The 22,012-nt window shown below is 37.6% G+C and carries 21 protein-coding genes; 1 reads left to right on the top strand and 20 read right to left on the bottom strand.

Annotated elements, in window-relative coordinates:
* Positions 1-157 precede the first annotated feature (157 nt).
* The 20 genes from AC1FXZ_RS10025 to AC1FXZ_RS10120 all read right to left on the bottom strand — a co-directional run bounded on the left by AC1FXZ_RS10025 (position 158) and on the right by AC1FXZ_RS10120 (position 19,663).
* Complete coding sequence (locus tag AC1FXZ_RS10025; protein WP_480053111.1) at positions 158-1,657, bottom strand: tripartite tricarboxylate transporter permease; 1,500 nt, start codon at positions 1,655-1,657, stop codon at positions 158-160.
* A gap of 16 nt (positions 1,658-1,673) precedes the next feature.
* A complete protein-coding gene (locus AC1FXZ_RS10030; RefSeq protein WP_480053113.1) occupies positions 1,674-2,126 on the bottom strand; it encodes a tripartite tricarboxylate transporter TctB family protein in 453 nt (150 codons plus the stop codon).
* A 61-nt stretch (positions 2,127-2,187) separates the two neighbouring features.
* Positions 2,188-3,186 (bottom strand): Bug family tripartite tricarboxylate transporter substrate binding protein, encoded by a 999-nt coding sequence (locus AC1FXZ_RS10035; protein WP_480053115.1) that lies wholly within the window; start codon positions 3,184-3,186, stop codon positions 2,188-2,190.
* A 101-nt stretch (positions 3,187-3,287) separates the two neighbouring features.
* A complete protein-coding gene (locus AC1FXZ_RS10040; protein ID WP_480053117.1) occupies positions 3,288-4,295 on the bottom strand; it encodes a Bug family tripartite tricarboxylate transporter substrate binding protein in 1,008 nt (335 codons plus the stop codon).
* Positions 4,296-4,682: 387 nt separating this feature from the next.
* Positions 4,683-5,336, bottom strand: a complete 654-nt coding sequence (locus AC1FXZ_RS10045) for an RraA family protein (RefSeq protein ID WP_480053119.1) — start codon at positions 5,334-5,336, stop codon at positions 4,683-4,685.
* A gap of 128 nt (positions 5,337-5,464) precedes the next feature.
* Positions 5,465-5,848, bottom strand: coding sequence for a RidA family protein (locus AC1FXZ_RS10050; RefSeq protein ID WP_480053121.1), 384 nt, complete (start codon positions 5,846-5,848; stop codon positions 5,465-5,467).
* A 23-nt stretch (positions 5,849-5,871) separates the two neighbouring features.
* Complete coding sequence (locus tag AC1FXZ_RS10055) at positions 5,872-7,086, bottom strand: Rieske 2Fe-2S domain-containing protein (protein ID WP_480053123.1); 1,215 nt, start codon at positions 7,084-7,086, stop codon at positions 5,872-5,874.
* A 79-nt stretch (positions 7,087-7,165) separates the two neighbouring features.
* Positions 7,166-8,128, bottom strand: coding sequence for a DODA-type extradiol aromatic ring-opening family dioxygenase (locus AC1FXZ_RS10060; RefSeq protein ID WP_480053125.1), 963 nt, complete (start codon positions 8,126-8,128; stop codon positions 7,166-7,168).
* 17 nt (positions 8,129-8,145) lie between these two features.
* Entirely contained in the window at positions 8,146-9,156 is a 1,011-nt protein-coding gene (locus AC1FXZ_RS10065; RefSeq protein WP_480053127.1) for an amidohydrolase family protein, read from the bottom strand.
* 55 nt (positions 9,157-9,211) lie between these two features.
* Positions 9,212-9,997 carry an enoyl-CoA hydratase-related protein gene (locus tag AC1FXZ_RS10070; RefSeq protein WP_480053129.1) on the bottom strand — a complete coding sequence of 262 codons (786 nt, stop codon included), beginning with the start codon at positions 9,995-9,997 and terminating at the stop codon, positions 9,212-9,214.
* A 38-nt stretch (positions 9,998-10,035) separates the two neighbouring features.
* The gene (locus AC1FXZ_RS10075; protein ID WP_480053131.1) at positions 10,036-11,220 is read right to left on the bottom strand and encodes a CaiB/BaiF CoA transferase family protein; all 1,185 of its coding nucleotides are present in this window, start codon (positions 11,218-11,220) and stop codon (positions 10,036-10,038) included.
* Between the two features lie 254 nt (positions 11,221-11,474).
* Positions 11,475-12,125, bottom strand: a complete 651-nt coding sequence (locus AC1FXZ_RS10080) for a 4-carboxy-4-hydroxy-2-oxoadipate aldolase/oxaloacetate decarboxylase (RefSeq protein WP_480053133.1) — start codon at positions 12,123-12,125, stop codon at positions 11,475-11,477.
* 16 nt (positions 12,126-12,141) lie between these two features.
* A complete protein-coding gene (locus AC1FXZ_RS10085; RefSeq protein WP_480053135.1) occupies positions 12,142-12,792 on the bottom strand; it encodes an RraA family protein in 651 nt (216 codons plus the stop codon).
* A 29-nt stretch (positions 12,793-12,821) separates the two neighbouring features.
* Positions 12,822-14,402 (bottom strand): class I adenylate-forming enzyme family protein, encoded by a 1,581-nt coding sequence (locus tag AC1FXZ_RS10090; protein WP_480053137.1) that lies wholly within the window; start codon positions 14,400-14,402, stop codon positions 12,822-12,824.
* Between the two features lie 55 nt (positions 14,403-14,457).
* Positions 14,458-14,856 carry a Zn-ribbon domain-containing OB-fold protein gene (locus AC1FXZ_RS10095; RefSeq protein ID WP_480053139.1) on the bottom strand — a complete coding sequence of 133 codons (399 nt, stop codon included), beginning with the start codon at positions 14,854-14,856 and terminating at the stop codon, positions 14,458-14,460.
* Between the two features lies 1 nt (position 14,857).
* Entirely contained in the window at positions 14,858-15,994 is a 1,137-nt protein-coding gene (locus AC1FXZ_RS10100) for an acetyl-CoA acetyltransferase (RefSeq protein WP_480053141.1), read from the bottom strand.
* Between the two features lie 172 nt (positions 15,995-16,166).
* A complete protein-coding gene (locus AC1FXZ_RS10105) occupies positions 16,167-16,577 on the bottom strand; it encodes a MaoC/PaaZ C-terminal domain-containing protein (protein WP_480053143.1) in 411 nt (136 codons plus the stop codon).
* Between the two features lie 18 nt (positions 16,578-16,595).
* Positions 16,596-17,024 (bottom strand): MaoC family dehydratase N-terminal domain-containing protein, encoded by a 429-nt coding sequence (locus AC1FXZ_RS10110; protein ID WP_480053145.1) that lies wholly within the window; start codon positions 17,022-17,024, stop codon positions 16,596-16,598.
* A gap of 56 nt (positions 17,025-17,080) precedes the next feature.
* Positions 17,081-17,839: an SDR family NAD(P)-dependent oxidoreductase gene (locus AC1FXZ_RS10115; RefSeq protein WP_480053147.1), complete on the bottom strand. Its 759-nt coding sequence runs from the start codon at positions 17,837-17,839 to the stop codon at positions 17,081-17,083.
* Positions 17,840-17,869: 30 nt separating this feature from the next.
* The gene (locus tag AC1FXZ_RS10120) at positions 17,870-19,663 is read right to left on the bottom strand and encodes an acyl-CoA dehydrogenase family protein (protein WP_480053149.1); all 1,794 of its coding nucleotides are present in this window, start codon (positions 19,661-19,663) and stop codon (positions 17,870-17,872) included.
* A gap of 421 nt (positions 19,664-20,084) precedes the next feature.
* Here AC1FXZ_RS10120 and AC1FXZ_RS10125 point away from each other — a divergent pair, with 421 nt between their 5' ends.
* A complete protein-coding gene (locus AC1FXZ_RS10125; protein WP_480053151.1) occupies positions 20,085-21,974 on the top strand; it encodes a sigma 54-interacting transcriptional regulator in 1,890 nt (629 codons plus the stop codon).
* Positions 21,975-22,012: the final 38 nt, after the last annotated feature.

A 22,012-nucleotide genomic window follows, 5' to 3' on the forward strand; every position in this document is an offset into this window, starting at 1 on the left:
TACAAGAGCTAAATTTAATCATATATTTAAAAGCACCTCAAAAATTAGACATAAAAGTGCCTACTCCTCAATACGAACGCTAGTCATACGTAAGGAGCAGGCACTTTTATACTTATCAAACTAAAAAATGAATTTCTCTGGAAATAATTCCTACATCTTATAATGTGACATTCTTATCATTTTCTTTTATTTTGGGTTTTCGCATCATTGGGATGATTGATATTGCAATCAATGCAATGATAACGATTAAAATCGTAAGTGAATAGGGTCTTGTAACAAAGATTGAATAGCTTCCATCTGAAAGGATCAGTGAACGACGTAAACTTGTTTCAATTAATGGACAGAGTATAAACGCTAGAATAAATGTAGGAACAGAATAATCTAACTTTATTAAAAAGAACGCTGCTATACCTAAAATGATCGTAATCCATACATCAAAATGTAAACTTTTAGATGTATATACTCCTATTAAACATAAGACTAAAATAATTGGTACAAGGATTGATGAAGGTACAGCTAAAACACGAGCAAAATTAGGTGTTAAAGCACGACCGACGATATACATGGCAATTGTCGTTAAGATAAAACCTACAAAAATACTATAAACTAGCACTGGTTCTTGCGAAAACACTCGAGGTCCAGGTTGAATCCCGTGAATAATAAATGCACCCAATATAATAGCAACCGGTGCTGAACTTGGTATCCCCAACGAAATTAATGGGAGTAATGCCCCCCCGACTGATGCATTATTGGATGATTCAGCCGCAGCAATTCCTTCAGGATTTCCTTTTCCGAAAGTTTCTTTGCTTTTTGATACTTTCTTTGCTGCAGAATAGGAAAAGAATGAAGCCACACCTGGTCCTAATCCAGGAATAATACCGATTATTGTCCCAAAAACAGACCCTATCATTGTCGGTTTGGATACCGCCCGATACTCTTTAAAATTAACCGTGACTTTTAATTTTTTCTTGTCGACTTCATGTTTTTTATTTAGATTCCCATGAAGCATCGATAGAATTTCACTGATAGCAAATACAGCTGTCACCACTGCAATAATACTAAGCCCATCTAATAAATTGATGGAACCTCCTGTAAATCTAGCTGTGCCTGTGAAACTATCCATTCCTACAGTACCAGCCATTAGCCCTAATACAGCAGATATCGAACTCTTAATTTTGTCTTTTGAACTAAGAGCAGCTACCCCTAGCAAACCTAAAATCCCTATCAAAAAAAACTCAGGTTCTGATAGTTTCAATGCAAACGAGGCCATTGGAGCCGATAGGAAAACTAACACAATTCCTCCAAACAAGCCCCCTAAAGAAGAAGCAAGTAACGAATATCCTAATGCTTTTCCAGGAGAATACTTTTTGGCATAAGGTCGACCATCCAATACGGTTGCAGCAGCCGCCGGAGTACCTGGAATTCCCAAAGTTATCGAAGAAATCGATCCCCCGTATTCAGCCGCCTGATATGTCGCTACTAACAAGAGAATGGAATCTAAAGCAGACATATTATAGGTAAGAGGAAGCAGTAAAATAAGGGCTATCATTGCACCTAAACCTGGTAATGCGCCTATTAACATTCCAATAAACGTTCCTAATAAAATGAAAAATGCGGCGGATAATATGATGGACGTATCAATACCAAGTAAATCCATAACAACCTCCTCATTTCTAGAATCTAATATTCATGACGACATCAAAAATAATATAAATTACCACACTCATTACAATTGCAATTCCTAAATTGATAGCAATAATTTTTTTTGTGATCCCAATAGACCTGCGATAATAGGTTAATAAAATGATTAGAAACACAAAAGTGAAAAAATAAAAATTTCCAAACATATTCCAACCGGCAATGTATAAAATGGTCATTAAAATCGTTACCAAAATGATCTTCAAGTTAGGTAAAGTGATTTTCGTATCTGTTTTATTCACGAGTGTTTTCACAAAACTTATCAAACACAATATCAATAAAATGATTGATAACAAACTTGGAAAATAATCATGACTGATCAAATCATTATTGGTAGATTCGGCTAAATTATTAGCTGAGTTCCAATACATGAATCCGAGTACCATAATCAACAACAAGGATACATACGTTGCTTTATTTGCGCTCAACTTTACGTACCTCCTTTTTTGACGCTTAGATATAGGAATAAAGCAGACCTTCATTAACTTGTTACTCAATTACTCCAGTAATTCGTAACGTATCTTCATCTACTTTTGATCCTTCAGTAATTGCTTGTTGATACTCTTCAGGACTACCGTAAAATGGCTCTACATCGACTTTCTTAAATTCTTCGATCACTTCAGGATCCTCAAGGGCCTGTTTGAACGCATCATGCAGAATCGTTAGTACACCCTCTGGTATGTCTTTAGGTGCAATCACACCATTAATACGATTTTCGATAATGTCAAATCCATTGTCTTTTAATAAAGCGACGTCCTCTAAAACATCTTGTTCACCAGAAGTACTAAAGATCGGTCTCAGGTCACCAGATTCAAGTTGAGGCTTAACAATGGCTGGAAGGGCAAACACTCCTTCTAAATGTCCCCCTAATAACGCGGTTGTTGCCTCGGCAAAACCATCATAAGGAACTGGGACCAATTCAATTTCAGCATCGATATTCATTCTTTCTATTAAATTCCTTACCCCTGCAACAACTCCAACTCGAAACTGTCTAGGATTCTCCTCGACAAATTCAAACCACTCGCTATATGTTTCCCAAGGTGAATCGCTCCGGACAAATAGAAATCCATCTTGTTTCGAAACTCTCATAATCGGTTGAAAACTATCATGCTTATAAGGTGTATTTCCTAAATGTGGCTCAACCGTTAGTGGTGTTGAAGGTACGAATCCGAGTGTATAACCATCTGGATCAGCATTATAGACATCGGTTACACCAATGGTATTACCTCCACCTGGTTGATTAACAACAACAATACTTTGCTCATTCGGAAGGTATTTTGGAACAGCTTGAGCCAAAATTCTTGCTAGAATATCAGCGCTTCCCCCTGGAGGCGTAGGTACAATTAGTTCAATATTTCGTTTTGGGAAATCGCTATCTGATTCAGGTTCTTGATTTGCTTGAGATTGCTCAGATGATTGCTTGCAACCTACAACTACAAACATTGAAAATACTAGTAAAAATAGAAAGGTTATCGACTTTTTATTCATTTTTTCTACTCCTTTATTCGTTCCTAATCAGCTAGTTTGGTTTAGAATTAATAGAAAGGGGAAGATAGGGAGTGATAAAAACGCTCCCTACCTCCTTTTTATTATTCAATCATCCCAACAATTCTTAACGTCTCTTCATCTACTTTATATCCTTCAGTTAAAGCCTCCTGATACTCTTCAGGTCCTCCGTAGTAAGGTTCAATGTCAACTTTCTTTAACTCTTCAATCACTTCAGGATCATCAAGGACTTGTTTGAATGCATCATGCAATGTTGTTATAACGTCTTCAGGTATACCTTGTGGAGCAATAACCCCAGTGACTCTGTTTTCTTCAATTTCAAAACCTTTATCTATTAAACGTGGTGTATTACCAATTTCTCTACCCGATGAAGTAAAGATTGGGCGAAACTCCCCTGAGTCCAGTTGAGCTCTTACCGCTGCAGGAATTGCAAATACTCCTTCTAAATGGTCTCCTAATAACGCAGTCGTAGCTTCGGCAAAACTATCATAAGGGACCACTGTCACATCAATTTCTGCATCATGATTCATTCTTTCAATTAAATTTCTAGCTCCAGCAACAGTACCTAAACGAAAGTTTCCTGGATTTTCTTCAACATATTCAAGCCATTCGTCATATGTTTTCCAAGGCGAATCTTCCTTCACATATAGAAAGCCATCTTGCTGAGCTACTCTCATAATTGTTTGAAAACTATCATGTGTATACGGTGTATTGCCAAAATGTGGTTCATTAGTAATTGTTGATGAAGGAACAAACCCAATTGTATATCCATCTGGCTCTGCACGATAAACATCAGAAACACCAATTGTATTGTTTCCACCAGATTGATTTACGACCACTATATTTTGACCATTTGGAAGGTAATCAGAAACTTTTTTTGTTAAAATACGTGCAACAATGTCCGTACTCCCTCCGGCAGAAGCTGGAACGATCATCTCAATTGGCTTACTTGGATAATCACTAGTTGCTTGTTCTTCTACCTCTACTTCGGTATCACTAGGTTGACTCTCTGAAGGTTGTTGTGTACTTTGCGAACACCCAACAATTAACAGCGATAGAATTAATAGGTATAACAGGTTTAATTTTTTCATTTAAACTCCCCCTGATATCATATTTGTAAGCGTTATCAAAAAATAATTAACATACAAACCTTTTAAACAATTCCTTATGCCTTGCCAACCTAGATGTTTAATAGTGTATAGTTCACATCACGACCATATTATCCTGTTAACCTATATTTGTATCTGGTACAACATTATTGTTAAAGGTGACGCCTTCTTGTTCCAAGTAATTTGTAAGCTCAATTTCTCATCCCCATATTGAAAAGATAAAAATTAGAATGATGGCGTCACCATTCGAGCTTACTAGTTCAGTTTCTACAGCATTTTTCGCCACTATACTCAAGTCCTTAAATAACCACGTAAAATCTAAATCTCTTAATCTAGATTAAGATTGAAGTCTTCATACTTACAAAAACCTTATTTTTGTTTTAGCATTGTCTCATAATCCTTGCCCATTACTTCACTGACAGGTTTTCCTTCTCGAATCGCTTTGGCCATCGCAGCTTCTTTTGCAACGATACGTTCGGCAGCCGAAACCACCTGATCAGCTTGTGAATTGGGAATAAAAGCGATCCCACTACCATCAGCTATTACTAAATCTCCAGGATCAACCTCAACTCCTGCTACAACAATTCGCTCATTGAAAGACTCCTCTACAATCCTTCCCCTTGCCGTTGTCGGGACTTGAGAACGAGCGTATACCGGAAAATCTAATTCGTGCATCTCATCAATATCACGGCACGCACCATCAATAATCACCCCACCAATATTCCTCTGCACCGCAGCTACACATAAATTTCCACCCCAACCAGCAACATCATCTCTACCATGTTCAACCACGATAACATCACCGTTTGAAGCTGCCTCAACTGCCGCTGTACCAAGGTGGCGCTTAGAGCCTTGTTCACTACTAGATACTAGTTTTACAGTTACAACTCTTCCGGTTATTTTCTTTCTTACAGATACTTGCTTTAAACTTGTTACGACTCCTTCTAACTCTAAAGAGTCTAAAGCATCAGAAACTGCACAAGTATCCAATTTAGATAACCTCTCAACCATTTGATCAGTCAAATTAAAGCCCTCCCCGTTTACTAGACCGGACGTGGTTAATAAACCACGCCTGGCATAATCTAAATGTTCATTAGCCACTGAGCAAAAGAGACTTAACCTGGAATATACGCTATCTCTAACATCAATAGTTACACAACAGCAACCAATTCTACTTGAGCACACATTCCTCTTCGAAGGTCTTTTAACGTAATATGTCTAGCAGGTCGGTCACTTGCATCAGGAAACATTTTCAACCATTCCTCATTAAAAAATTCTCTCACGCTATTGTCATTTAAGTATACATTGAACCTTATAATGTGATCGCTAGAACCACCAGCTGCTTTCATAAAAGAATTAATATTTTCAAATAAAAACATTATTTGAGATTTCGGATCTTCTGGAAGCTCATCATTACTAGGATCTTTCCCCATAATGGCAGATGAATAGACAAGAGATCCAATTTTCGCCCCCATCGGAATAGGTGCAGCTCCATGGGTAACTCCGGGAATTTCAATGACTTCTCTTTTTGTCACTTTAAGACCACCTTTTAAAGTTATTAGTATTTAGGAACTGTACGCCAGTCCGCATCAGCCGGTATATTACCGTTAGTGGATCGGATGTTCGGATAATCAATTTCTTGATCAAGACCTAAAGGCACTTTTCCTTCATCCATGTCTTTTAATGCTCGTAGGAGGAAGAAACGGATCTTTGTGATTAATTTATCACTTGAACCAAGAAACTCCTGTGTACGATCAGAAATTTTGCCCATACTTTCAGCGATGATATAATCTTCTACTAAAACACCATACATCCCCGTAAAGTGATCATCTAACTTTGAACGATCTTGATCCCAATTTCCTTCATAAAAATTATCCGGTGACTTATTTGGATCGATTCCAAATTGTCTTTCCGTGATTGCAACATCTTCAAACGTAAGTGCTTTCTCATGGTTGTAGAACACAAACCATTGAACGCAACGATTGTCATCTACTGGTATAACAAACGAACCAATATGATTTTCATGTGGAGCTTTCGGAATAAACGAATACCACGGTTGGACAAATTCAGAAATACGAACATACTTTGAACCATCCGGCATATTTCTCAATGCACCAGCTCGATATCCATAAGGTTGATTGTCAACTTCATATTTTGGTGCAAGGTCATGTTTCGTTTTAGAAACAGTCGCCCCAACTTTTTCTACCCACGATTGATGCAACATCGATACATGAGCTGAATCAAGTGTCCCCTCCAAAACTTGCAACCAGTTACAATTAATTTCGGCAATACGAATTAATAAATTGGATTCAGGTAAGTTGTTAAACTCGAACTCTGGGAATTGTGTCGGTACACCTTCTCCGAGCCAAGTCCAAACAATGCCACCAGCTTCACGAACAGGATAATATTTAACAGGAACTTTTTGACAAAATGATTCCACTTTTTCTGGAGGCTCAGTCGGCGCATCTACACAATTGCCATCTACATCAAATCTCCATCCATGATACAAGCAAGTTAAAGCATTTCCTTCGTTACGAGCCAATGTAAGCGAAGCGCGTCGATGTGGACATTTCTCATCTAGAACCGCCGCTTTTCCATCCTCTCCTCTAAATACTACATAATTGTCTCCAAATAACGTGACAAGAATTGGTGTACCTCCCGCTTTTAATCTTTCAACGCGTACTGCTGGTACCCAAAATTGCTTCATATACCTTGCCATAGGTGCATCTCCAGTAACTTGAGTCAGTAAATCGTTCTTTTCTTTTGTTAACATTGTGAGTCCCCCTCATTCGATTTTTTATTATTAGGAGTATTTCGAAAAAACTTTACCTTAATATTGAAGTATTCATGAACTATTTCCAATAAGCAAATCCCATTCCACAACCAGTCATTGCTGTAGAACGATAAGTAGGTATATAGTTAACGAGTTTCATATCGAGATCTTCTAATGCCCCTGCGGCTGAGATCCACGCTAGTAATTCTGAAGTCCCAGATACAAATCTCTCACGTGGAATAGAAATGAGTGCCTCTTTGTCTTTGTTTTCAAGACTTTTTAAAAAGTTTCGATCAAACTCTTCATCAATAACAAAGTGCGTCATCCCACCTGATGCGATAATTGCTACTGTCTGATCGCTATCCCACGATTCAATTGCCTCTTTTAAAACGCGACCAAAATCATAACAGCGCTTTGGTGTTGGGACATTGGGTGGAAAGAATGTATTAACTGTGATCGGTACCATTTTGATCATCGGTTTATCTTTTAAAAGCCGACGTCTTACAAACGTGTGAGCGTGCCCAATTGTACGCCCTTCAGGCTGTTCAGTAAATGACGATACATCAAACTCACGATCAATTAGCGTTTCAATAATATGACGGCCTAAATCCTCATCTGTTTCATATGCTTCAGGTTCAACACCGTGCCTAGCCCAATATGCCGGCTTAATTGACGGTGGAAGCTTCTCAACATCTTGTGGGAGATCATAGATCTCTTTTCCCCAAAAGACAGAGAACGCAGGCATGTTATCATATAGGAATAATTCCTTTTGATCATCACCGACGACAACTAAAATATCAGGTGAGACCTCTTCAAGAATGGTTGACATTTCTTGTATGCTTCGCTCACAAGCTGCGTACTTCTCCTCCCACACCTCGCGACTTAAATGATCATGAATCCAGTCGGGTGCATTTTTTGATAGCGCTTCGAAATCAAGAGCTGGATTCGTTCTATCCCTTTCTGCATGTAGAGCCCAGGTTTCTGCTGGTGTACTTAATTGTGGACTGTGCGAAGCTGCCATTCCTAAAACAATTTTTGCCATTTACAAAACCCCCACACTTATTTTTGAGTCATTTCCTTACCAGCTTTAATATCTAATTTATATAATTTTCGAGCATTACCTTCATAAACTTTATAACGGTCTTCATTAGTCAAGAAATCAATGTTGTCGATAATCGGTTTTATATCATCAAACATTTTCCCCGTATTTGGGTTAAGAACTGAACCCGTTCCAGGATTTTCAGTACCGAATAATAAATTATCTGATCCAATTACTTTAAAAGCCAATTCCAATGCTTCTTGTGAATAGTTTACTGTATCGAAATAAAGCTTTTTAAGTGCTACATCAAAATCTTCTTTTCCAGAACGATGACGCCACGCACGGAATCTTCCCATTTGGAACGGAATTGCACCACCTGTATGCGATACAACTACTTTTAAGTCCGGGAAATCATTAAATACATTCGAATCTAATAAAGACATAATTGCAATACTTTCTTCATTAATAAAGTGTAGAGTATAAGATTCCCTTGGTGAACAACAAGCAGCTGAATGAATAAGAACAGGTACATCTAACTCAACAAGAGCCTCATATAAAGGGTACCAATATTCGTCTCCTAGTCCTGGAGGTGTTGGATGGCCACCTTCCATAGGATCCGGATTCAATTGAACTCCAACAAATCCTAATTCTTCAACACAACGTCTTAATTCAGGTAAGCATTCGCGAATATCCACACCAGGTGACTGCGGCAGACCAGCTACCCCACGGAAATAATCCGGTTGAAGTTCGACTTGGCGAGCAATAATGTTATTTACAAATTCAGTCCACTTATGAACCATGCTGCTTGGTTGCAATGAGTGCATTGCTAAATACGGCCTTGGTGAAATTAGCTGCATATCCGTTCCTACTTGATTAAGTTTCTCAATGTGCTTTTGTAACTGCTTATTAATCGCCTCATCACTAACCTTTGGAAAACCGTCAAATGGGTTTCCTCTACTTCCTACTAATCTAGATTGAAATTGATAAACCTCTGGTGGAGCAACAGTATGTCCATGAATATCGATAATCATTAAAAATTCCCCTCTCTATTAACATTTATATTTAGAATAGATTTGAAACAACTTTCTATACTTCCTTAAAATTAGGTACTCTTTTTTCTATGAAAGCCCTTACACCTTCTTGATAGTCAGAAGAAGCATAAGAACTTACTGTGAGTTCCTGAATTTCTTCAGATTCTGTTGAGGATCCTTCACTAATTTCACCAATGATTTTTTTCGCACCTTTTATGCTCTTTTGCGCAAGGTTTGTAAGCGAAGTAGCATATTCATACGTCTTTGCTTCAATTTCTTCATCGGTGAAGATACGCTCAATCATTCGATAGCTATACGCTTCATAAGCATTAAGCTTTCTACCTGAAAACAACAAATCTTTTGCCCTTGCAGCTCCAACTAGATCTACTAGGTTCTTCGTTCCTTGATAGGAATAAATAAGACCAATTTTAGCTGGTGTTATCGCAAACACACCACTTTCTGAACTGAAACGAAGATCGCAAGCAAGAGCAATAATACATCCACCACCAATGCAATACTTCTGAACCATTGCAATTGTAGGCTTAGAAAAATTCAACAAAGTTGATTCTACCTTTGAAACTGCTTGGTTATATAGTTGTTCACCAACTGCAGTTGACCTCAGTGTGCTAAATTCACTAATATCTGCACCTGCTACAAATGCACTATTATCAACCCCACGAATAATCAACACTTTCACTTCTTCATCTTGATCCAACTCTTCCAAGATGTCTACAAGATCTACCCACATATCATAGTTAAATGCATTTCTTTTTTCAGGGCGATTAATATAAACAGTGGCAATTTGATCTTTTTTCTCAACTAACAAATATTCCTTCCCCATAACTAGGTCCTCCTCAACAGACTCATATCCTTCCTCTATTAAATAATAGAATTATGCTTGAATTCTTGAATTTCTTCTTCACTAAAGTGAAGTTCCTTCATTATTGATTCCGTATGTTCCCCTAATCGTGGTGCCCTTGTTTGGAACTGAGCGGGGGTCTTAGACATCTTGGCAGGGAATCCAAGTGTTTTCATCGGGCCTGCTACAGGGTCTTCATATTCAATGATCATGTCACGATCAATTATTTGTTCGTTATTCATGACTTCATCATAGTTGTATATTGGACCACACGGTATACCTGAACTTTCTAACTTTTCTAACCAAAATTCAGATGATTCGTTTTCTAACACATTTTCGATTACTTTTTCTAACTCCTCGACGTTTTCAACCCTATCATTCACAGTCGCAAATCGTGGGTCATCTTTCCACTCTTCTTTCTCTACGACTTGTGTACAAAACTTATCCCACAAACGCTGACTGACAACACCAATTAAAATGTAGCCTGTTTTCGTTCGATAACTTTGGTATGGTGCCATCCTCCTATGTCTAGTACCACTTGGCACTGGAATCTCTCCACTACCAAAGTAGGCTGCTGCTTCCCAGACTGTCCAAGCAAGCGCAGATTCAACGAGAGAAACATCTATATATTGTCCTTCACCTGTCTTCATTTTGTGAATGTGAGCAAATAGAATATGATATAGTGCTGTCAAGCCAGCTCCAATATCATGTATCGGAATTCCAACTTTAACCGGCCTACCATTAGGCTCCCCTGTCATACTCATAATACCAGACATTCCCTGAGCCATGATGTCTAGGCCACCTTTATTTCGATATGGACCCGTTTGTCCATATCCCGAAATGGAACAGTAGATAATATTTGGATTTAATTCTTTTAAGGTTTCATAATCAATACCCAATTTTTTGACGATATCAGGTCTAAAGTTCTCAACAAAGACATCAGCTGTTTTAACTAAACGATAAAGGATTTCTCGACCTTCTTCGGTTCTTAAATTTACTTTAATGCCTTTTTTATTTCGATTGATCATCGAAAAACTATAACTTACTCCATTATTAAAAGGACCTGTTGCACGTATCATGTCACCATCAGGATATTGCTCTACTTTAATCACATCTGCTCCCATGTCTCCCATTACCATTGTGCAATAAGGACCGGCTAGAACATGAGAAATATCAATAACTCTCACCCCTGATAACGGTTGCATTTATATCCCTCCTTTTCTTTTTTCTTTCTCTCTTATCAATATATATGCAATATGCGTGCCAGTTTTAAAAACCCTTATTTTACGCCTCTTTTGTTTTATTTATATCGAAACGTTTCACGATGAAACGTTTCGATTGTTTCACTGTTTCATATGTTTCATTTGTTTCATCTGGTAGATTATGTTTCAATAAATTTCAATGAACTGATGACGCTTACATTTTAATATAATTAATTAATAGTAATAATTCAATAAATTTAGAAAATTGTTGATTTCCAACCGTAAATTTCCATTGTTGTTTTACCATTTGCTAATTGCTCAGATATCTCTTTTTCTTCATCCTCACGCTTCTCGGCTTTTATTAATATTTCTTTGATTTCATCCTTAGGCAGAACAACAATACCATCTCTGTCTCCAACAATAAGATCCCCTGCTGAAATTGTTACATTTCCAATTTGAATTGGATGGTTAATTGTTCCACCACCGGCTTTTCCCGTCCCTTGTATACATAAGCCTCTTGAAAAAACAGGAAAATTCAGTTCAATAATATCTTGGCTATCTCTAACACAACCATCAATTATAAGTCCTTGAATTCCTCTTTCCTGGGCTGCTTTGGTCATGATGTCTCCCCAGTAACCAGCTTCATATATTCCAGATACTTCAACTACAAGAATATCTCCAGGCTTAGTAGCTAAAATTGCTTCATGTAACATAATATTATCAATCGGAGGCGAATGGACAGTAATAGCTGGGCCACACACTTTCATATTCGCTTCAATTGGTTTGATCCCTGAAGGAAGTGCTCCCGTTTTACCAGCTGCTTCGTGTAAGGTTGCTGAAGAAAAGCTAGAAGCCCTTACAATATCATTTTCATCTGGACGATTTATATCGTCTATCAAACTTGCCATTTTCATCGCCTCCTTGTTAATTTTCTTTTGATTGCAGTTGATGGTACCCATATTTTTCTCTTGCCTCTTTTAAAGGAGTTCCTTTCATAACTTCCTTTCTAATCCCTTCTTCTTTTTCCTCTATTAATTGAGCAAGAGCGAGAATTTCAGCTTCTCTTTCTTTATGAATCACTAAAGCCCCATCATCTGAACCGAAGATAATATCCCCAGGTCGTACTTGGACATCCCCTATTGAAACTGGAACTTCATAGGCTACCGCATCTACACGATCTTTGCCCGTACGCATATATTTTCCTCTACTAAAGATCGGGTATTTTAAATCCAAGCTACAAGAAACATCGCGACAGACCCCATCAATCAACGTTCCCGCAACACCTTTCATATGGGCAACGGAAGTTAAGATATCGCCCCACACCGTTGCATCCAATCGCCCTTGATTATCCAAAACTACTACACTACCAGCTGGCACTTCATCGATGTAGTCCCCCACAGTCCCTTTTTCTAGGGCCACTGGTAAATACTTAACAGTAAAAGCACGACCTACCATTTGATACCCATAATTAATAGGGGAAATCCCTAAACAAGTACCATGAATGCCTAAGCGATCTAAGGCATCAGAAACAGCAGCAATTGATACTTCTTTAAACTGTTCGACAATTTTATCCATAAATCTAAACATCCTTTCCAATCGTTAGGTTATCTTAACGAAACAGCTTTTTCTTTTAACAATAATTCCTTCAATTCAAACTTTCTAACTTTTCCTGACGGTGTTTTTGGTAAATCATCTACAATAACTATATGGTCAGGTACTTTATAATCGGCGACTTGTTTTTTTATGAATACTTCTAGCTCTTTAACGGTTGTTGACATTTCTGGTTTCAATGTAACTGCTGCACAAGATACTTCACCTAAGACGGTATCTGGCATTCCAATAATCGCCACTTCCATAATGGTTGGGTGGGAATAAAATACCTCTTCAATTTCTCCTGGATAAATATTGTATCCACCACGAATAACCAAGTCTTTCTTCCTTCCAATGATGCGCACATACCCGTCTGCATCAATAGTTCCTAAATCACCTGTATAAAACCATCTATTCTCATCAATGACTTCATTTGTTTTTTCTGGAAGGTTATAATAACCTTTCATTAACCCTTCTGTATGACAAGCAATCTCGCCAACTTCACCAATCCGGACTTCCTGTCTATGTTCATCAACAATCCTTAATTTAACACCTTCAATTGCTTTCCCAACTGTTTCAGCTTGAATAATTTCATCATCTTCAAACTTTGTCATTGTTAAAATCGGTGCTGTTTCTGTCATCCCAAAACTAACTAAAACGGTACATCCCATTTCTGTTTTAATTCTACGAATGACTTCAACTGGACAAGGAGCCCCTGCCATTACTGCGACACGAAGAGACGATAAATCGTAAGAAGAAAATGAAGGATGATTTAATTCAAGAATAAAGATCGTCGGGACCCCTGAATGGATCGTAACTTTTTCTTTTTCAATTAATTGGAGTGCTCTTTCAACATGATACTTTTCCAAAATGACTGCTTTTGTTTCACTTCCAACGAGCCTCAATATTCCGGCTAAACCCATAATATGAAAATATGGACTAGCATGAAGAAAGACATCTTGATCAGTTATTTTGATTGCTTGGCAGCTATGAATCATACTATAAATCAAGTTATTGTGGGTTAACATTGCACCTTTTGGTTTCCCAGTTGTTCCTGATGTATAAATGATCGCGAAAATATCATTAACCACATCAATTGTGACCTCTTCTACTTTTTGATCTCTTCCGCTAATTTGTAACTCGTTATAAGAGACCAGTCCTTTTTGTTCAAATCGCACCGGAATTAAATGGTCCAAACTGTCTAACCGTTGTTTGATTGATTGAAATTGTTCAAGGTGATTAACACCGTCATATTCTTTTGTAAAGAATACCAACTTAGCACCAGAATCTTGCAAAATGTGTTCTGCTTCATCTTCCCTATAACGCGTATTGAAAGGAACCATTATTCCACCAACTTTTGCAATCGCAAAAACAACAACGATAAATTCATACCACGCAGGGAGACTAACACCAATGCGATCCCCTTTTTGAATGCCCAAACCTTTAAGTCCAACTGCTATTTCTGTAGCTTCTTTTTCCAATTCCTTATAAGAAATTCGACGTTTCCCGTCATAAATAACTTCTTTATCCGGACTTGAGTTCTTAGCTTTTTCTAGTAATTGGGCTACGGACATCCCATAACAGGAAGTAATCATATCGCTTTATCACCCTTTCTAATAAATTCATTCTTAGCTACTTCATCCTAAAGTCTCATTCCGACAATTTGAAATATGGTAGTGTTAATTCATCATCAATTTTTTTGTACGTAACAGTAACAGGTTTGTCGATAGCAACTTTTTCCTTGTCACCTATAATACGGCTCAACATTCTTACTCCCTCTTCAAGATCAATAATTCCTATTACGTAAGGTACATCTTCTCGAAACGGAGGTGCTGCTTTATGAACTACTGTGTAGCTATGAATTTTTCCTTGACCACTAGTCTCCTCCCAAGTTAATTGGTCTGAAAAGCAGTGTGGACAAATAATACGTGGATAAAAGATATGGTTGTTGCAATCATCACACTTTTGCAACATAAGCTTATGGTTTTGAACGCCTTCCCAAAAGGTCTTTGAATCTGTATCAATAAGTGGTTTAGGTATACCTGCCATCTTAATCCCTCCCTAAAATAACGGTTGAAGTAGAGGAAAGAGTTCCTCCAGTTCCATTAACGAGTGAAATTTTTGCATCATCTACTTGTCGATCTCCACATTCTCCACGCAATTGGCGAACTGCTTCTATTAATAAGAAAATCCCAAACATTCCTGGATGGCAATAGGAAAGACCTCCTCCACTCGTGTTTAACGGGAACGCTCCCCCTGGAGCCGTACGCTGACCACTAACAAAGTCTCCACCTTCCCCAGGCTTACAGAAACCTAACGATTCTAATGTTAAAAGCACTGTAATTGTAAAGGAATCATAAACTTGGGTTACATCAATTTCATTATGAGTAATCCCTGCCATTTCCATTGCCCTTTTTCCTGTATCCTTTGCTCCAGTCACCGTCAAATCAGGCATATATGTAACCGAATTATGCGTTTGTGTTTCGGCATGGCCTAAAATCCAAACGGGCTTTTTCTTAGCACGAGCAGCTGCCTTAGCTGACGCTACGATAATTGCCCCACCTCCATCTGTAATTAGACAACAATCTAGTAGATGTAACGGTTCACTAATCATTGGCGACTCTAGCACATCAGATACTGTAATTGGCTCACGCTTAAATGCTTTTTCATTCAAACCAGCCCACTTTCTAGTAGCAACCGCTATTTCGGCTAGTTGCTCTGAAGTTGTACCATATTGATGCATATGCTTCATTGCAGCCATTGCATAGTGACCTACCGGGGACGGAACTCCAAAGGGCTCTTCGTAACTTAACGTCAATCCAGCAGCAGAGGGTCTATTTCCACTTGTGCGATTTGTACTTCCATACGTAATAAGAGCAACTTCAAATAGGCCAGCTTGAATTCCAACGAGTGCATGAGCTACATGGGACTCAAAAGAAGATCCTCCAATATTGGTACCTCCTGTGTACTTCGGTGTTATACCTAAATATTCACCAAGCATTAACTGTGGGAAGTGACCCCAACTTGCAGTAGTAAACAACGCATCAACATCGTCTTTCGAAAAACCAGCATCATCTAATGCACGTTTGGCAGCTTGAGCTTGAAGTTGAAGAACATTGCTACCAGGTAAATGACCAAGGTCTGACTCAGCCACTCCTACGATCGCCGCTACTCGTTCAGACTTCATTTCCATTCACACCTTTCAATTCATTAATTTTGATATTACAAAAATTACGAATATTACAATAATTAAAGTGGCACCCGAAGAAAAGTACATCAAAACAATTGATGTTAATCACTTATACAAAAAATCCGAAATTGCTTGATCGTACTTCTCTCGGATTCATAAAATTAGCTCATTAATAATACTTAATACTTGCTTCTCCTAAAGTCGCAAATTTCCCAGGCTCCATTTCAGCAGAAATCTTAAAATCAACTGTTTGAGCCTCCTCATCTTTCCCTACCACTTTTGCTTTACATGTTAACGACTTACCTAATGGAACCATACCGACAAATTTCACTTGTAACCGACTTACAAACCCTTGATTGCCAACAATTTCATTTACAAAGTTACCCAACACTCCCATGCTAATCATTCCGTGAGCAATAATTCCAGGTAACCCTACCTTTTTAGCTGTCTCTTCGTCGGTATGAATCATGTTAAAATCTCCTGATGCCCCTGCATATTTCACGAGTTGCAATTTTTCAATCGGCGCTGTCTCTAATTCCAATTCTTGTTCTACTTCAAGAACATTCCAATCTTTAATCATCTAAAACCCCTCCTTTTCTTAACGGTAAATAATCGTGGCTTTCGAACGGAAAACTAAATCCCCGTTTGTATCTTCCCCTCTTGTTTCAAGAATAAAAAACGTCATCGTTCCACTTTTTCCTTCTTTTTCAAAAATATCTACTAGCTGATTCGTGCATCGTAATACATCCCCTGCAACAATTGGGCGTTCATAAAGAAATTCTTGTGCCCCATGCAATGTACGACTCAATTCCACATTAATACCTGGCTTTGGTAATCGAAATGTTGATGGAAAAGTTGGTGGTGCGACAATACTCGCATATCCTTGTTGCCTTGCATAGTTTTCATCAAGGTAAATTGGATTTTCTGACCCAAGTGCTTGGGCAAAGGAGCGAATCGCCCCTTTTTCCACTTCAAATTCGATTGTTTCACTCTTACTGCCGATTACTGAACGGTCCGTAGTCGTCATCATTCATTCCCCTTTCCTTTTAAAAATAAATTTTAAATAACGCTTTTACAGCTATATTATTTAGCTCCTCCGCCTACATAAATAATTTCACCTGTTACATAACTTGCATCATCACTAACTAAGAACGCAACGACATTGGCTACATCTTCAGGCTCCCCAACTCTTCTCATCGGGATTGTCTTACTCGCGCCTTTTTTAATCTCTTCAAAGTCTAACCCTTGACGTTCAGCCGTTGTTTTTGTCATATCGGTAGCTATAAAGCCTGGTCCTACGCAATTCACATTAACATTGAAAGGTCCTAATTCAATAGCAAGTGTTTTTGTAAAGCCTTGCAAACCAGCCTTAGCTGTAGAATAATTGGCTTGCCCACGTTTTCCTGATGCACCTAAACTTGTTGTATTAACGATTTTCCCATAACGTTGTTCAACCATATGTTTTTGAGCAGCTTTACTAAAAAGAAAACTACCTTTCAGGTGAACATTCATAACTAGATCCCAATCATCCTCTGACATTTTAAATAGTAAATTATCACGTGTTACACCTGCATTATTTACTAAAATATCCAGTCGGCCGAACTGTGAAACTACTGCATTGACAGCGTTTTCAACTTCCTCAGCTACAGACACATTACAACCAACAGCAATCGCTTCTCCACCAGCTTCTTGAATTGCTTTTACTGTCTCTTCTCCAATTTCTTCATTTAAGTCAATAATCGCTACCTTTGCTCCATCTTTCGCTAAACGTTTTGCTGTAGCAGCTCCAATCCCTTTTGCTGCACCTGTTACGATTGCTACTTTTCCTTCTAAACGACTCATATTAAATTCCTCCTTTATAGTAATTAGCAATTAAACGATATACTTTTCTACTTCAATTACCTTTTTTGCAACTTTACGTTTTAAGATTATTGGATTAATAGGCTTTTTCCGTGAACTCTCTTGCAATAAGTCCAGTTGCTGATCTAACGTTTCATCACTACTTGTTGCATATAATGTATTTTTTGCAAAGCCAATAATTTGATCAAATGCTTCATGAATAAATGCCACTGTCATATTGATTGCATTCTCAGACTTTTCCTCGCCATTTTTGGCGATAAGTTTTTTAGTACGTAACAGCGCGCTTTCCATTGCATATGATTGAATTGCAATATCCCCTAAATCACTAAGTACTTCCTGTTCATGTTCAAGCTCTTTACCATAAGTTTTCAGGGCTTGAGCCAATGCCATATGATATATTTTTTTTGAAACCGATAGTAAGTAAGCTTCTTGAGCTAACGTTTCGTTCAAATTTGTCTCCGTTAATGCATTCTTTAGACGCATTTCACTTTCATCAAGTGCTAATTGTAATTCAGGTAATTGACCTTTTGATAATTTTTTTACAAGGGTTTTCGTTATAAACATTCGATTCATTTCATTCGTTCCTTCAAAAATACGCTTAATCCTTGAATCACGGTAAATACCCTCAATTTCATACTCCTGCATATAACCATAGCCACCATGAATTTGCAGCCCTTCATCTGCTGCATAATCCAATGTTTCAGATCCAAAAACCTTGTTGATAGCGCATTCAATCATATATTCACCGATTGCTTTTCGTGAATTCTCTTCTAGATTCGGATCACTAAAATCAATCTCTTCTAACTTCTCATTGAAAATACCAGCTGTACGATAAACCATACTTTCTAGTACGTATGTTTGAATGTTGATGTTTGCTAATTTTTGACTGATTAATGGGAAAGAGGAAATCTTCTTCCCAAATTGTACTCGTTCATTTGCATACCTAGCTGAACATTCGAGAGCATGCTTACTATTACCAAGACACCCTGCTCCAACTGAAAGCCTTCCAAAGTTTAACGTATTAAAAGCAAAACGATGGCCCTCTCCCGGCTTTCCTAATAAGTTTTCGACCGGAACTTTAACATCTTCAAAGCTCATTGAACAAGTTGATGAAGCTTTCAGTCCCATTTTCTTCTCTTCTGGTCCAATGCTTAATCCTTCAGATTCTCTTTCAACGATAAAGGCAGTGAAGCCCATTCCTTCTATTTTAGCGAAGACAACAAAAATATCAGCAAAGCCAGCATTGGTAATAAATACTTTGTTACCATTTAACACATAATGCTTGCCATCTTCTGTGAGTGTTGCCGTTGTTTTAATACTTGAAGCATCGGTCCCTGATTGAGCTTCAGTTAGAGCAAAAGCAGTTGTAATCGTACCATCTTGTAGTCTAGGCAAATATTTTTCACGCTGTTCTGCTGTACCAAAAAAGATGATCGGTAACATTCCAATCCCCATTTGACCACCAATTGTCGCAGTCATAGATGAATGACCTAGGTTTAACGCTTCTTTAATTAAAGCAAACCGTACCCCATCTAATCCTAATCCTCCATATTCTTCAGGTAAGCAAACACCTAATAATCCAACTTCCCCGGCTTTTTTCACGATATCTTTTGATAATTGATAATTTAACTTTTGTGCTTCTTCACCTAAAGAGCCGATTTCTCTCTCAACAAACTCTACTGTTGATTTCACAATCATTTTTTGCTCGTCAGTAAATTCCTCAGGAATTAAAACATCTTCAAGATTAGGACTCTCTATTATAAAACTTCCACCTTTTCCTTGTGAGACGTTGCCTACTTTCCCCAAAATAACTCCTCCTTACATATTAAGATTAATAGTTTTACCTTTTACGCCCTTTAAAAAAGAGATTTGAATCATTTCAAACTTGTAAGTAGCGATTCACTTTTTATTATGCAAATTCTATGCCAATATCAAAAAAGCTTGATCTATTCACTTTCCTCGTATTCACTTTCCTTATCATGTTTCAAAGCGTAACGTTTTGCGTTGCAAATGTTTCAAACGTTTCAAACGTTTCCAAATATTACTTGTTTGACATGAAAATAATACCGAAAATCTACTAATAATGTCATATTAAATCAAACATCAATGCCCATATAATCAGAATTTCAATTGACAATTGCCTTTTTGCGTTTCATAATGAAACATAGATTTCAAATCTTTCTAAAATTTGTTATTATCAGAATAATCTAAAAGAGGTGATCTTGTTATGCAACATAAAATCGCGATCGTCGGTTATCCACCTTTTTCTAAGTTAGCACGTGAAGTATTAATAGATATTCCATCATGGGTAAAATACGAAATTACCGATTTACCATTAAAATTTCTAAGTTCTCCAAACCCTTCTCGTGATGTGCAAACTTTTTTCGATCCAACAACGATTGTTATTAGTGGAGAACGAAGCGCTCAATCCCTCCAAAAAGTACTATCGAATTTAGTTATTCCTGTTAAGATTTCCGGTTTCGATTTATTGGAATCCATTAAAAATGTTGACAGCGAAGAAGTTGTAGTCATGAACTTTCGAGAAGAGATTGAAGAGTTATCTGAGATTGCTTCCCTTCTCAATGTTCGAATTAAACAAATTCAATTTGATGAAATTCAAGAAGCATATAATGTGATGGAGCATTTAAGGAATAACGGTATTATGAATGTTATCGGTGGAAGTTGGGTATGTGAAGTTGCTAAGAAGTTAGGGATGAATGGGATCTTTTACTACTCTCATCGTGCCGTGGAAAATGCGATCCAAGATGCCTTAAATATCTTAAATGTCTATCGAAACGAAGCCGAGAAAATAACGTTGTTTCAAACAATGATCTCGATCAATCGAAGTGGGATTATTTCCATCGATACGGATTCAAACATAAACGTTGTAAACAATGTAACCGAACGACTTCTCGGTATTAATAGTAGTCAAGCAAAAGAGAAAAAGTTAGAAGAAATTCTCCCAAGTCTCACCAAAAAGAACAATTTATCTCAATGGAATGAACCTCAGTACAATCTTATTATTGAACATAAAAAGAAAAAGCTCATGGTCGATATTGTACCTGTTACTGTACAAGGTGAAAATTTGGGACACTTAATTTGCTTAGATGACGTAGTGAGCTTACAACAGAAGGAACAAAAGATCCGAAAAAACAATACACAAAAACCAATGGTTGCATCCTACAATTTTCATGACATTGTTGGATCATCCAACACGGTACAGGAAGCAATTCACCAAGCAAAAAAATACAGCCGAGCTAATTCCTCTATATTACTTAATGGTGAGTCTGGTACAGGAAAAGAGTTATTTGCACAAAGCATCCATCAATCAAGTCCTCGTTACCACCAACCATTTGTTGCTGTAAACTGTGCTGCTTTACCAGAGAACCTCATAGACAGTGAACTTTTTGGATATGAAGAAGGTGCGTTTACCGGAGCTAAAAAGGGAGGAAAACCCGGCTTATTTGAATTAGCACATCAAGGAACAATTTTTTTAGACGAAATTAGTGAATTACCAATCCACCTACAATCCAGACTTCTACGTGTATTACAAGAAAAAGAAATTGTTCGAATAGGTGGAGACCAAATTATTCCGATTGATGTTAGAATTATAGCAGCTTCCAATAAAAATCTACTTGACTGTATTAAAGAAGGTACTTTTAGAGAAGATTTATACTTTCGAATTAGTGTCCTGCAACTATTTATCCCTCCATTACGCGAGCGACATGGAGATATATCTAAGCTCTTTCAACATTTCATTAAGAAAAACAGTCAGTTAAGCGCCTTACTTGACATCAATGATTTACATATGCTTTCGGCTCATCATTGGCCTGGAAATGTCAGAGAACTCGAAAATGTAGCAGAACGTTTCTTAGTTCTTTGTCAAAATGAAACGTTAACGAAACAAGAAGTTATTAAAATGCTACATAAAGCTGTATACACAACTAACAGCTCAACAGAATCAGTAAAAGTTGAAAGGCCCCAACATACATTTGCCTCAGAATTAGATCAAATTGAACAAACATTAATTAAGACAAACGGTAATAAGGAAAAAGCAGCCCAATTACTAGGTATAAGCCGAACAACGCTTTGGAGAAAATTAAAAAAATCACAATAAAACCAATGTAATAGAGGCATCGCAAAAAATACTTTCGA

This window comes from Halalkalibacter sp. HAAS-P014, from assembly GCF_056619965.1.